Origin of the sequence: Halalkalibacter sp. AB-rgal2, from assembly GCF_041821005.1 — a bacterium.
Classification (GTDB): domain Bacteria; phylum Bacillota; class Bacilli; order Bacillales; family Bacillaceae_D; genus Halalkalibacter.
On record NZ_JBGUAV010000008.1, the window covers coordinates 1 to 12,433 of the forward strand.

At 37.4% G+C, this 12,433-nt stretch carries 14 protein-coding genes; 9 read left to right on the top strand and 5 right to left on the bottom strand.

The genetic code is table 11. The features are described 5' to 3' along the window. The 3 genes from ACERJO_RS08425 to ACERJO_RS08435 all read left to right on the top strand — a co-directional run. Positions 1 to 828, top strand: an 828-nt coding sequence (locus ACERJO_RS08425; RefSeq protein ID WP_373647207.1) for an FtsW/RodA/SpoVE family cell cycle protein, incomplete at its 5' end; no start/stop codon positions are given. Between the two features lie 114 nt (positions 829 to 942). Continuing rightward, positions 943 to 1,431 carry a dihydrofolate reductase gene (locus ACERJO_RS08430; protein ID WP_373647292.1) on the top strand — a complete coding sequence of 163 codons (489 nt, stop codon included), beginning with the start codon at positions 943 to 945 and terminating at the stop codon, positions 1,429 to 1,431. An 84-nt stretch (positions 1,432 to 1,515) separates the two neighbouring features. Next, the gene (locus ACERJO_RS08435) at positions 1,516 to 2,484 is read left to right on the top strand and encodes an alpha/beta fold hydrolase (RefSeq protein ID WP_373647208.1); all 969 of its coding nucleotides are present in this window, start codon (positions 1,516 to 1,518) and stop codon (positions 2,482 to 2,484) included. Between the two features lie 80 nt (positions 2,485 to 2,564). Here ACERJO_RS08435 and ACERJO_RS08440 read toward each other — a convergent pair whose 3' ends face one another. Both ACERJO_RS08440 and ACERJO_RS08445 read right to left on the bottom strand, forming a co-directional pair. Then, entirely contained in the window at positions 2,565 to 2,933 is a 369-nt protein-coding gene (locus ACERJO_RS08440; RefSeq protein WP_373647209.1) for a permease, read from the bottom strand. A 99-nt stretch (positions 2,934 to 3,032) separates the two neighbouring features. Continuing rightward, on the bottom strand, positions 3,033 to 3,749 hold the full coding sequence (locus ACERJO_RS08445; protein ID WP_373647210.1) for a MurR/RpiR family transcriptional regulator: 717 nt from the start codon (positions 3,747 to 3,749) through the stop codon (positions 3,033 to 3,035). Between the two features lie 174 nt (positions 3,750 to 3,923). On the opposite strand from ACERJO_RS08445, the gene ACERJO_RS08450 reads away from it, so the two are divergent. From ACERJO_RS08450 to ACERJO_RS08460, 3 genes are all read left to right on the top strand, one after another. After that, complete coding sequence (locus tag ACERJO_RS08450) at positions 3,924 to 5,369, top strand: glycoside hydrolase family 1 protein (protein ID WP_373647211.1); 1,446 nt, start codon at positions 3,924 to 3,926, stop codon at positions 5,367 to 5,369. 313 nt (positions 5,370 to 5,682) lie between these two features. Then, on the top strand, positions 5,683 to 6,975 hold the full coding sequence (locus ACERJO_RS08455; RefSeq protein ID WP_373647212.1) for an MFS transporter: 1,293 nt from the start codon (positions 5,683 to 5,685) through the stop codon (positions 6,973 to 6,975). 48 nt (positions 6,976 to 7,023) lie between these two features. Beyond that, on the top strand, positions 7,024 to 7,479 hold the full coding sequence (locus tag ACERJO_RS08460; RefSeq protein WP_247104429.1) for a DUF3995 domain-containing protein: 456 nt from the start codon (positions 7,024 to 7,026) through the stop codon (positions 7,477 to 7,479). Between the two features lie 201 nt (positions 7,480 to 7,680). On the opposite strand, the gene ACERJO_RS08465 is transcribed toward ACERJO_RS08460, so the two are convergent. Then, positions 7,681 to 8,001, bottom strand: coding sequence for a YbjQ family protein (locus tag ACERJO_RS08465; protein WP_247104428.1), 321 nt, complete (start codon positions 7,999 to 8,001; stop codon positions 7,681 to 7,683). Then, positions 7,982 to 8,197, bottom strand: a complete 216-nt coding sequence (locus ACERJO_RS08470; RefSeq protein WP_247104427.1) for a hypothetical protein — start codon at positions 8,195 to 8,197, stop codon at positions 7,982 to 7,984. The genes ACERJO_RS08465 and ACERJO_RS08470 overlap by 20 nt, the downstream gene beginning before the upstream one ends. A gap of 225 nt (positions 8,198 to 8,422) precedes the next feature. Here ACERJO_RS08470 and ACERJO_RS08475 point away from each other — a divergent pair, with 225 nt between their 5' ends. Next, positions 8,423 to 9,247, top strand: coding sequence for an ion transporter (locus tag ACERJO_RS08475; protein WP_247104426.1), 825 nt, complete (start codon positions 8,423 to 8,425; stop codon positions 9,245 to 9,247). Positions 9,248 to 9,365: 118 nt separating this feature from the next. Then, entirely contained in the window at positions 9,366 to 10,172 is an 807-nt protein-coding gene (gene thiM, locus ACERJO_RS08480) for a hydroxyethylthiazole kinase (protein WP_247104425.1), read from the top strand. 82 nt (positions 10,173 to 10,254) lie between these two features. Here thiM and spoVB read toward each other — a convergent pair whose 3' ends face one another. Further along, positions 10,255 to 11,820 (bottom strand): stage V sporulation protein B, encoded by a 1,566-nt coding sequence (spoVB, locus tag ACERJO_RS08485; RefSeq protein ID WP_247104424.1) that lies wholly within the window; start codon positions 11,818 to 11,820, stop codon positions 10,255 to 10,257. Positions 11,821 to 12,012: 192 nt separating this feature from the next. Here spoVB and ACERJO_RS08490 point away from each other — a divergent pair, with 192 nt between their 5' ends. Continuing rightward, a complete protein-coding gene (locus ACERJO_RS08490; RefSeq protein ID WP_247104419.1) occupies positions 12,013 to 12,297 on the top strand; it encodes a post-transcriptional regulator in 285 nt (94 codons plus the stop codon). The last annotated feature ends 136 nt before the right edge of the window (positions 12,298 to 12,433 follow it).

Sequence of the window (12,433 nt, forward strand, 5' to 3'; positions counted from 1 at the left end):
AGTTCTTCAAGGAACGGCATTCTCTATTTAGATATGAGATATTTTGATATTACTTTTTGGTCTATAAGCTTGTTATACATTCTTGCATTAGCGGGGATTTTAAGTTCAAAGCATTTAAAAGGCTTTATGAAAGTGTTACTCGCGACTGTTGTGATTTGGCTTTTAGTTGCTCTTACTTACCTTTCACTAGGAAGTGCGATGATGATCTTTTTAGCTACGTGTCTGATCATGTCGGCAGTAGCGCCGATGAAGAGAAAAAGAATATTCTATATCGTAAATAGCGTTCTTTTATTAATAGGAAGTACGGTCTTCGCATTGTTTCTTGCAGAGCATCAAATGGAACGAATCGTAGGTTTTTTGTATCCAGAGGATTATCCAAGTAGCTATGGCTATATCTACGTGGTGATCAAAGAACTATTGCGAGAGGCTACTTTTTTGGGGAATGATTATACATTTATAGGTGAAAAGCTCCCTGAAGCACATACAGACTTCATTATTGTCTCTATCATTCATCAGTTCGGTTGGGGGGGTGGAAGCTTAATATTTATTACGTTGTTTGCATTTCTAATTAGAATTCTTCAAATTGTCAAGAAAACAAATGATCCTTTTGGTCGTATCATCGCTTTAGCAAGTATGGCGGTGATTGGGGTAACGAGCGTTTGGAATATGGGAATGGTCTTTGGGCTATTACCGATAATAGGAATCTCCTTACCGTTCACAAGTTATGGTGGAGCATCTATGATTTTATATAGTATTTATGTTGGCTTTATTCTGAGTGTCTATCGGAGGAAAGATTTAGTCCAACATCAAACAAGTAGAGCTGTTTGAAACGTTAACAGCTCTTTTTTCGTATATAATGAAGGATAGTCGAATATCGTTTAGAAATAGTATAACAGGGAATATCATTCGTATGAGAAAAGGATAGGAAGGGTTGTGTCGAACGTGCATGTGTCATTAATTGTGGCAATGGATAAAAATAGAGTGATTGGTAAGGACAACCACTTGCCATGGAGCATTCCTCATGATTGGGCTTATGTTATGAAGAAAACGGAGGGGGTACCCATTATCCTCGGAAGAAAAAATGCTGAATCTAACGGGAAAGCACTCCCTGGACGACGCAATATTGTTGTGACAAGGAATAAGCAGTTTATGTACCCTGGATGTGAGATTGCTCATTCTGTTGAAGATGTGTTTGCTTTATGTCGAGATGAAAAGGAGATTTTTATATTTGGTGGCGAGCAAATCTATGAGCTGTTCATGCCTTATGTCGAAACGATGTACATAACAAAGATTGAGCATCAATTCGAAGGTGATACTTTTTTCCCGGAAGTGGATAGGACTGAGTGGCAGGAAATTTCTGTTGAAAAAGGGCTAAAGAATGATGATAATCCATATGATTATTATTTTTGTGTGTATGAACGTAAGAAGTGATAGAGAAATAGAACATAATGAGATTTAGTAAAGAGTGTCTAGAACCATCAACAAATTATATTTTTACTCAAAGGTAGGAGAAGTATGGTTCAAACTGAAAAAGTATTTATAGAAGTAGATGGACATCAACTAGGAATGTTTATTGAGACAGTAAATGAAGATCACCCAGTTTTGTTATTTTTGCATGGAGGGCCAGGCTTTCCACAATATCCAATGATCAAGAAGTCTGAACTTAGGTTGGAGGCGGAATTTACCGTTTGTTATTGGGATCAGCGTGGAGCAGGAATGTCGTATAATGCTAGGACGCAAGGTGAATTAACCTTGGATAAAGCGATAAAAGATACATTGGAAGTGACCCAGTTTTTAAAAGAAAGATTTCGCAAAGAGAAAATTTATCTATTTGGACATTCGTGGGGTGCTTTGTTAGGAAGCGTTGTAGCAAGTCGATTTGGAGAGCATTATGCTGCTTATATCGGTTCGGGTCAGTTCGGTCGCCATAATCAATCGAATGAAGAAACCTATCAATTTCTATTACATACCGCGATTGAGAAAGGGGATCAAAAAGCTGAAAAGGATATTCGTGCGTATACGTTTGATGAAAATTTCTATCAGAGTCAGACGTACAGAAAGATCTTGAGCAAGTATTTAACGAAGTATGGTGGAGGGATGAAACGCGAGAGTTATACGCAGTGGGACGGATTAAAAGAATGGTTTACATGTAAAGAGTATACGTGGGGAGAAAGATTCAATCTTCCTAAAGGGGTTTTTGCTTCTTATGATGCTTTATCAGAAACGATGGCCAAAGCTGATGCAACGCTACTTGCACCGAATTTTCAAATGCCTGTATACATTTTTCAAGGTAAATATGATTATCAAACGAGCTACAACGAAGCTAAAAGATTTTTTGAATTGATTAAAGCCCCACATAAACAATTCTATTCGTTTGACAATTGCGCTCACTCTCCATTTTTGGAGGAAGCAAGTAGATTTCTATCGATCTTAAAAGAGGAAGTATTGAGAACACCTATAGAGAAGGGAACTGGTAAAGTTTGATTTTCAACTTTTTTGGTGCTCTCAGAGCGAGGAAGCTTAGTTAGAAAGGCTTCCTCACTTTTCTTTTTAGGTTATAGTTTCTAGTAGATCTTTGAGTATATGACAAAGGATACAAAGATAGTAGTGATCATTAGCGCAATTAATACATATAGTAATTCGTTCGCATTCAACGTGATGAACTCAAGCTGTAAGCCAAATATAAAAAGGATAAAATAAACCATTAATGCAATAAAGGATGCGAACATCCCCTTCTCTCTAATGCGTCTCATGCGTTCATCTTTTTGTTTAAATTGTGGGTAAAGGTAAGCGAGGCAAAAACACATAATCGCTTGTGCTAGAAACAAATACATAACCATTAATGGTGGTTTACTTGTGAAAAGGCTAACGAAAAGTAATAACCCACTGAAACCAATGAAGCTAAATCCAAATAGTGAAAATATTCTTTTCATATACTCCTCCTGTCATAATAACTCACTTTTCCATTTATAATTTACTTGGAAAAACTATATCATTATGAAAATTCCTTCATCCTAATGAGATCCTTTTGATCATTGATGAAGCTTTCTCGCAATCGACTCTAATATATAAACAACAGGGACTTGAGTTGTCACATTTGCGTTTTCGCAATGCTCGACTGTCACGTAGTATGGGATATTAATTGTTGAGATTTTCGCAACGGTTGAATGTTTATCATTCGTAATACTGATGATTGTGCTGTTTACTTTTTTTAGTTGGTTCATTTGAGCTAATGTAAAAGGTGTTTCACCAGATACGGATAAAGCAATGGTCACACTATTATTACGAAATTTAGCATGGATGGGGAAATGAGGATCTTTAATGTAAATTGAGAATTTACCCATACTAGAGAAATAACGGGCACCGTATTCAGCGAGAATTCCCGAACTACCCGTTCCAATGAAGATGACCGTATCTGCTTCCGTAATTGTTTTTGCAGCTTGATTCATTTTATCCTCTATATCCCCTTCTAACGTTCGTTCAAAAAACTCCGTGATCGACTGTTGTGGTGTTTTTATTGTGGTTTTTGTTTTTCGTTCGTTTTCCATTTTAAGTTTGACTTTAAATTCAGAGAAGCCTTCACAGTTTATTTTTCGACAAAACCGTAAAATGGTTGCAGTTGATACATGGGTTTCATCAGCTAGTTCACGAATACGCATATAGGCCACTTTCTCACTGTTTTGAGAAATATAATTGTAAAGAGAGGTTTCTAAATCATTAAAGGATGCGATCATTTCGGCTGTAAACATTTATCGTACTCCTCATCATTTGTTATTTCATTAGTTTACCATAAAGTAACATATCGTTACATCGTTGAAACATTTCACTTGTTCTGTTATATGAAACAGGATGGTCGTGATTGCTATGAAGTGATATTGGATACGATATACTTGAACTAGAAATCGAATAGAGGAGGCTATGATATGAGTCAATTGAATACTTTACAATTTCCAGAAGGGTTCTTATGGGGAGGCGCAACGGCAGCTAATCAGCTAGAAGGTGCCTATAATGAAGGTGGAAAAGGATTAAACTTAGCAGATGTTTTACCAGGTGGTAAAGTAAGGATGAATATTATTAAAGAAACAGGTTTCAATTTTGAAATTGACAAAGAACAATACACATATCCAAATCATGATGGGATTGATCATTACCATCGTTATAAAGAAGACATTGCTTTATTTGCTGAAATGGGCTTTAAAACGTACCGTATGTCGATTGCGTGGTCACGTATATTTCCAAATGGTGATGAAACAGAGCCAAATGAAGAGGGATTAGCCTTTTATGACCGTGTGTTTGATAAACTGCATAAGTATGGAATTGAACCAGTTGTGACGATATCGCATTATGAAATGCCGTTATATCTTATTAAAAAATATGGCGGATGGAGAAGTCGTGAAGTCATTCCGATGTTTGTGAAATACGCAGAAACGCTATTTAATCGTTATAAAGGAAAAGTGAACTATTGGATGACGTTTAATGAAATTAATAGTGCGGTCTTTCATCCGATTATGAGCTTAGGCTTTTCTCCAGACAATGAGGAATCAAAGCTCCAAGAAACGTTTCAAGGCTTGCACCACCAATTTGTTGCAAGTAGCTTAGCAACGAAAGCTTGTCATGAAATCATTTCTGGTTCGCAAATTGGTTGTATGATTTTATATGCTCCTGTTTACTCAGGCGATTGTAATCCTAATAATATATTAAACGCCTTAAAGGAAGAGCAAATCTTTGATTACATTTGTGGTGATGTTCATGTCCGTGGTGAATACCCTGCCTTTACGAAGCGCTACTTCAAAGAAAACGGTATAAAGCTTGATATTCAGGAAGGAGACTTAGATATCATTAAAGAGCATACCGTCGATTATATCGCTTTAAGCTATTATATGTCGCGTACTGAAGTGAAGGAAGAAGGAGACGGTGATTATACAGCCGGAAATTTCTTCACTGGGATGAAAAATCCATTTCTAAAAGCGAGTGATTGGGGATGGGAGATTGATCCAGTTGGCCTACGTATCTCTCTTAATCAATTATATGATCGTTATCAAGTGCCACTATTTGTCGTTGAGAACGGTTTAGGAGCTTATGATACGGTTGAAGAGGACGGATCGATCAATGATGATTATCGCATCGAGTATTTACGTGAGCATATTAGAGCCATTGGCGAAGCAATCGAAGATGGCGTTGAGGTGATGGGGTATACGGCTTGGGGATGTATTGATTTAGTTAGTGCATCAACAGGTGAAATGTCTAAACGTTATGGTTTCATTTATGTGGACAAGCATGATGACGGAAGTGGGACACTTGAGCGAAAGAAGAAAAAGTCATTCTTCTGGTATCAGAATGTGATTGCAACGAATGGAGAAGAGTTATAATCGTAGCTAATGTATAACTAGCCTAAGACTGGACAAAAGGTTCCGAACATTGATTTTTGATGTTCGGAACCTTTTTTAGTAAGATCGTTCGGGGCTTTTGATCCAATAGGTGCTTTTGGCAATTATATGTCCAATAATATAAAATAAAATCCGATAACGGAAAATTTTTAAAGTAGAAGAATGTTTCGTGGTTTCTGACATTCGTTGCATTGTTTTAAGCCATAGTTAAAATTCTGTAAACTTTTGTGATTTGCCATCCTTTTTATGAATAAATTAGTAAAATGGTGCTACACGTACTGAGGATGGTGAATTCATGAAGAAGTTTTCGAAACAAGAAACTAGTTGGATGTTCTATGATTGGGCGAGCAATGCCTTTTCAGTCATAATTACGACTGCGGTTTTTCCGATATTTTATAAAGCACAGGCCACATTAGCAGGTATTGATGGTGCTGATTCAACAGCATATCTTGGGTATACAATTGCTATTTTTACATTTATTTTAGCCATTATTGGGCCAATATTAGGAACGATTGCCGATTATGAAGGATATAAGAAACGATTTTTCATTAGTTTTTTACTATTAGGATTAGTTTCTACCTTCAGTCTCGTTTTTGTTCCAGAAGGGGAATGGCTATTATTATTAGTTTTTTATACGCTAGCTTCTCTTGGATCAACAGGTGCCAATCTTTTTTATGATGCTTTTTTAGTCGACGTCACGGAAAATAAGAGGATGAACAAAGTTTCAGCTAGAGGGTTCGGCTATGGGTATATCGGTGGAGCGATCCCATTTGTTTTAAGTATTGTTGTCATTTTAATGGCTCAACAGGGGATCATTCCGATCTCAAGTACAACTGCGAGCAAAATCGCCTTTTTGATTGCTTGTATCTGGTGGGCGTTCTTTGCCATTCCATTGTTGAAAAATGTTAAACAAATCCATGCAATCAAACGCGACAAAAAGCCAATTCGTACAAGCTTTCTTCGTCTTAAAGAAACGATTACACATATTAGTCAATATAAGTACATATCAATTTTTTTAATTGCTTACTTCTTCTATATAGATGGTGTTGGTACAATTATTTCAATGGCAACCGCTTATGGAACAGATGTTGGAGTTGATTCGACGGTATTATTAATCGTACTTTTTGTAACACAAATTGTCGCAGCTCCTTTTGCATTGCTGTATGGGAAGTTAGCTGATCGTTTTTCCGCAAAGCTCATGTTAAACGTCGGTATTGTGATCTACATCATTGTGTGCGTGTATGGATATTTCCTTAAGACGGCATTGGATTTTTGGATTCTCGCCATGCTCGTTGCCACATCACAAGGGGGAATGCAAGCACTGAGTCGCTCGTATTTTGCTAAGATGGTACCAAAACATAAGTCGAATGAGTTCTTTGGTTTTTACAATATCTTTGGTAAGTTTGCATCTGTGACAGGGCCTTTATTAGTCGGCGTCACAGCTCAAGTGACCGGCAAATCAAATGCTGGTGTATTAAGCCTAATTGTATTGTTTATTATCGGAGCGATCGTGTTATTTTTTGTTCCTTCTGATAAGAAAATAGAGCAGTTTAACAATGAAGCTACTTTGAAGAGTAGGAAAATTTAAAAAGTCTAGGGAGCCTGAGCTCAAGTTAAAATAGAGGAGTGTTTTCCAGTGAAGCGGAATAATACGATAATCGTAATGGGGATAGTGTGGACGGTCATTTTTTCAGGGATGAGCTTTTATTGGGCAATGGGTGGCATGATAGGTGTTAGGTCGCTAGGAGGGTCAATTTACGAAATGTCTCTAGATCCTTCTCCTTCGTTCGTCGCAGTTGTTTGGCTTTCTGGCTTCATTAAGCTACTTGGTGTCATTGTATTATCGATGCTGTTTGTTCAATGGAAGAAGCTGATAATAATTAAAATTCTTTATTACATAACGAAAGGTGTAGGAATCTTTTTATTTTTATATGGATTTCTTAATTTTGTTACGATTACATTAAGTGCATTTGCTATTTTAGATTTTGATTTAGAAAATGATGCGACGTTTTGGAGGTTAACTTTTTGGGAGCCTTTTTGGATGATCGGAGGTATTTTTTATTTCTTTTCTGTTAAAAAGAGTAAGCTGTAACTGAGCTTGTTCCGAACCCTTTGATAGAGTCTGCTTTATATTTATAGAGACTACTGCAAAAGTATAAATGAATATTTCTAATGTCTTTCATTCGAGTAGCAATGGCATCAAACGTTGTGCGCTTGATACGAGAAGATCACTCGTATCAAGCTTTTCATAATAATGAAGGATCATTTTTAAAAAATTGCAGAAACCTTTTAATTAGTTTGATGAAATTTTAACAGCTGTCCCGTATGCAATAATCTCTGCAGCAGAAGCCATAACTGTTGACGTTTGTAAACGAAATCCAATAATTGCATTAGCACCTTGACTTTCGGCGTTTTCAACCATACGGCCGATAGCCACTTTACGAGCTTGCTCCATCATTTCGTTATAGCCACTAATTTCACCACCAACAAGCCCTTTCAATGAAGCGGTAATATCACGGCCGACATGCTTCGTCTGTACCGTACTTCCTTTCACATACCCTATTACTTCTACTATTTCACGGTTTGCCACTTCATTAGTAGTCACGATCATCATATTGATCTTCCTCCTTTTTCTCTTTCAATCGTTCTTTTATAAACAATATAAATAGTAAGACGACGGTAACCCCGTAGAGAGCAAATACAACGAGTGCCCATTTTAAAGAGTAAATTAATAGCCAAAAAGCTGCAATATGTAAAATGACAATCAATAAAATGAGCAGTAATTTGCTCTTCACGTATTTTTCTTTCATTGGCATTCCATCCATTTCTTTGTTGTGTCTATATCTTTACGTTTTGTTTAACTGAATTGTTTCATATTTTGTTCAAGTTTATGAAAAAATTTAGAATGTATGTACTCGTTCATGATATTGTTAGAATAAAATGATGCAATTGGTTGTCATTAACATTGATTTCTAAAGAAACTGATATAATAATAAAAGTAAGCAAATAGATGGAAGGATATGTGATGAAGTGTGATGGAACTAAAAACAAGAGAAGAAATAAATGAGCGTAAATCATTACGACATCATATAAGACAAGTAGTAGAGCATCGATATTTTCAACCTACCGTGATTGGGATTATTTTATTGAATGGATTGATCATTGTTGCTGAAACGTACGCAACAGGAAACTCTTTATTAATCACATTAGATAAAATCATTGTTTGGGTCTTTGTTGTAGAATTGATTTTAAAATTAATCGGATTAGGGTTTAGAGGTTATTTCTCTGATCGTTGGAATCTATTTGATTTTGCTATTGTAATAGGTAGTTTAGTCTTCTATTCTACACCATTTGTTAGTGTGTTACGACTTATTCGTGTCTTACGATTAATAAGAATGATACCTGCAATACCAGCATTACGAAAGATTATTGATTCGCTCTTAAAATCAGTACCAGCTTTAACGGGCATTTTAGGCTTATCGATTTTGATTTTTTCTATTTATGCGATTATTGGAACGACATTTTTTAGTGACGTCTTACCGTATGAGTTTTTTGGGAGCTTTCATACATCGTTATTTACATTAATGCAAGTCGTAACGTTCGAATCATGGGCAAGCCAAGTGGCACGACCGATCATTAATGAAATCCCATGGTCATGGGCGTATTTTGTTTCGTTTATTATCATTGGTGCTCTTGTCATCTTAAATCTTGTTGTAGCTGTGATTTTAAGTTATTTAGGTCAAGAGGATGATGCAGAGCGTGATAAGCAAATGAATCGTTTGTATGAAGAAAATAAGGCATTAAAGCAAGATGTAGCTGAGATTAAAGAGATCCTGTTGAAGGGACAAAAGAGTCAATAAGGAAAAGAAAATAGCGTTAATAAAGGATCATGCTGACTAAGGCTGTTTGGAGATCACAAGGGTTACTTTACATTTGTAGGCTGATTATGATGAAATGGTATCAAAAGGAGAGATGTTTATGTCTTTACATCAAACGGTTACTCATTTAAATCGTGTTCGAGAACAAAATCCACTAGTGCACAATATAACGAATGTGGTGGTGACAAATTTTACAGCGAATGGTTTGTATGCACTTGGCGCTTCACCAGTCATGGCTTATGCGAAAGAGGAAGTAGCCGATATGGCGCAAATTGCTGGTGCACTCGTATTAAATATCGGTACGCTGAAAGAAGAAGACGTGGAGGCGATGCTCATTGCCGGGAAATCAGCAAATGAGCATGGAGTTCCTATCATTTTTGACCCAGTTGGTGCAGGAGCAACTGTTTATCGAACGGAAACGTCTCGTAAAATTCTCGATGAACTCAATGTTTCGGTTATCCGTGGAAATGCAGCTGAGATTGCAAATGTGATCGGTGAGCAATCTGAAATTAAAGGCGTCGATGGCGGGAGTGGTCGCCATAATTCAGTTGAATTAGCGGAGAAGGCAGCTAAACACCTTGATACAATTGTTGTGATTACGGGTAAAGAGGATGTCATAACTGATGGTCAGTCGACATTTATTGGACGAAACGGCCATCCGATGTTAACAAAAGTGACCGGAGCGGGATGCCTATTAAGCTCTGTCGTAGGAGCATTTGCCGCTGTTGAGGAAAATCTCGTATTAGCTTGTGTATCAGCAGTATCTGTTTATGGTGTGGCAGCTGAATTTGCAGCAGATCAATCGGCAGAAGAAGGACCTGGTAGCTTTCAAATAGAGTTTCTAAATCAATTATCGAAGGTAAGTACAAAGCATTTGGATGAGCGTCTAGCAGTTAATAAGAAGTAATAGGAAATCCCTAAGCTGAGCGCTTTTAGGGATTTCTCTAAAAAAGAAACTGAATGGAATTCTTCCTGATCTCCTTTTAACCTTAAGAGGTAAAAGATGCTAAGTATTTTCCAATATAGGGAATCCTCTTTAATTCTTCTGATTTGACTAAGCCAAGTGCAAGAGTAAGGGCACAATAAAATAGAACAGTAATGGAGATAGTCAGTAAAGTATGAACAAAGAGTGATGATTGTGTAAAAGCATATTCAGATAATAGATAGCCAACCCAGCCCGAGATGAGGATAAGAAAGATGGATTTTAGCACCATCTTTGTATCGATTGTAAAGCTGATTGATTTAGCAACAGAAGCAAAATGAAGCAGCGTGACAAGAATAAAGCCGATCACAATAGCGAGAGCGGCTCCCATAATGCCGAACTCAGGCCTAGTGGCTAAGGCGAAAATAGCAACGATTTTCACAACGGCTCCAAAGAGACTATTCATCATGGCCGCCTTTGCTAAATCGAGGGCTTGTAATGTTGCTTGTAGGGGTGCTTGAAAATAGAGAAATAACGTAAAAGGAGCCATAAGCTTTACATAGGTGGCAACGGTTGGTGCGTCGTACATGAGTGTCATAATCGGCTCTGAATAAATATAAAGCACGACAACAGAAATACCACCAGAAAGCATCGCGAGTCTTAAAGCTTGATTTAGTCTGAAATGAACGGTTTGATAATGATCACGAGCAACAGCTTCGCTAATAGCAGGAACCAAAGAGACAGATAGCGAATACGTAATAAATGTAGGAAGTAGAATCAAAGGAATGACAAATCCTGTTAGCTCTCCATATTGCTTCGTTGCCATAACGGTTGTCACGCCAGCGATTGCTAGACTATGGGCAACGACAATCGGTTCAAAGAAGAGACCAACGGAGCCAATTAAGCGGCTTCCGGTTGTCGGCAAAGCAATGCCCATTAGATCACGAAATGTTTTTTTCCCATCCTTTACATATTGGAAGAAATGACGACGAACCTTAAAGCGTTTATTTGTTTTAAACATGAAGATCATATAAAGCAGCGACGCAAGTTCTCCAAAGACGACAGAAATCATAGCGCCTGCAGCAGCATATTCAATTCCTAACGGTAAGAAAGCTGAAGTTGTAATGGCTACTAGTGTGATACGAACCACTTGTTCAATTACTTGTGACATGGCTGTTGGTTTCATATTTTGCTTACCTTGGAAATAGCCTCTCATAACAGATGAGAGTGCGACGATCGGAACAATGGGAGCGATCGCAATAAGTGGATAATAAGCTCGTTCATCCGTTAAAAGCGTCTGTGCGACAAATGGAGCAAAAATGATCATAGCAGTTGTGAAGATAAGACTTAATATAGCAGTGATCGAAATGGAGACGACGAGAATTTTTTTGATTTTCCCGCGATCATTGTTTGCTTCGGCTTCAGCAACTAGCTTAGAAATGGCTACAGGTAGTCCTAATTGTGTTAGTGTGATGACGAGTATTAGTGTTGGAACGGCCATCATATATAGACCAACACCTTCAGCACCCATAATGCGAGCGACGACAATTCTATTCACAAACCCTAGAAATCTAGTGATTAAGCCTGCAATGATTAGGATAAACGCTCCTTTTAGAAACGTTTGTTTTGACATGGGCACCCCTACTTTCTTGAAAAAAATGATGGATATTTGCGGTATTTATTTATATGCTTAATAGTGGGTCAAGCATGACAAGTTGTTTACTAGAAAGAGATCATATTTATTTACTTACTGTTATCCGTTTTCCGAAAACTGGAGCGTATCGTGTTGGTTTAGCAGCAATTTTACAAAAGGGAGGAAGCAAGTATGACAGAAAAACAACAATTTGAAGTGTGGAAGGAAGATGTGGAACCGGCGTTACGTAGCAAAGTCGATGAGTTTCATCTATTGGGCTATGATCGCGCTACGATGGAGGACGTATGGACATGTGTCTTGTATCAATTAAGGAAGAAAAAAGAATACATGCATAAACATACTTTTGTGAATCACATTTTAACGTTGAAATCACAGACATATATGACATGGTTGACGATGCATGCTTTTAAAGAGCCAACGGATTGGTTTACTGAATTTGAAGAGAAAGAGGCTTAGATAAAAACATCTCTTGCTGGCTGATATTAATGATAAGAAACGATAACATTTAAGGGGATTCAAAGAAAAAACCGTTTTGGAAGCCACTGAAAAAGTCCGAATCAACTTTTTCAGTACCCTACCGCTTTGCGGTTTT

What these genes read in the sequence shown, in the direction of transcription:
- ACERJO_RS08435 (WP_373647208.1), top strand. Translation starts at nt 1,516, where the DNA reads ATGGTTCAAACTGAAAAAGTATTTATAGAAGTAGATGGACATCAACTA.
- ACERJO_RS08440 (WP_373647209.1), bottom strand. Translation starts at nt 2,933, where the DNA reads ATGAAAAGAATATTTTCACTATTTGGATTTAGCTTCATTGGTTTCAGT.
- ACERJO_RS08445 (WP_373647210.1), bottom strand. Translation starts at nt 3,749, where the DNA reads ATGTTTACAGCCGAAATGATCGCATCCTTTAATGATTTAGAAACCTCT.
- ACERJO_RS08450 (WP_373647211.1), top strand. Translation starts at nt 3,924, where the DNA reads ATGAGTCAATTGAATACTTTACAATTTCCAGAAGGGTTCTTATGGGGA.
- ACERJO_RS08455 (WP_373647212.1), top strand. Translation starts at nt 5,683, where the DNA reads ATGAAGAAGTTTTCGAAACAAGAAACTAGTTGGATGTTCTATGATTGG.
- ACERJO_RS08465 (WP_247104428.1), bottom strand. Translation starts at nt 8,001, where the DNA reads ATGATGATCGTGACTACTAATGAAGTGGCAAACCGTGAAATAGTAGAA.
- ACERJO_RS08470 (WP_247104427.1), bottom strand. Translation starts at nt 8,197, where the DNA reads ATGAAAGAAAAATACGTGAAGAGCAAATTACTGCTCATTTTATTGATT.
- ACERJO_RS08475 (WP_247104426.1), top strand. Translation starts at nt 8,423, where the DNA reads ATGGAACTAAAAACAAGAGAAGAAATAAATGAGCGTAAATCATTACGA.
- thiM (WP_247104425.1), top strand. Translation starts at nt 9,366, where the DNA reads ATGTCTTTACATCAAACGGTTACTCATTTAAATCGTGTTCGAGAACAA.
- spoVB (WP_247104424.1), bottom strand. Translation starts at nt 11,820, where the DNA reads ATGTCAAAACAAACGTTTCTAAAAGGAGCGTTTATCCTAATCATTGCA.
- ACERJO_RS08490 (WP_247104419.1), top strand. Translation starts at nt 12,013, where the DNA reads ATGACAGAAAAACAACAATTTGAAGTGTGGAAGGAAGATGTGGAACCG.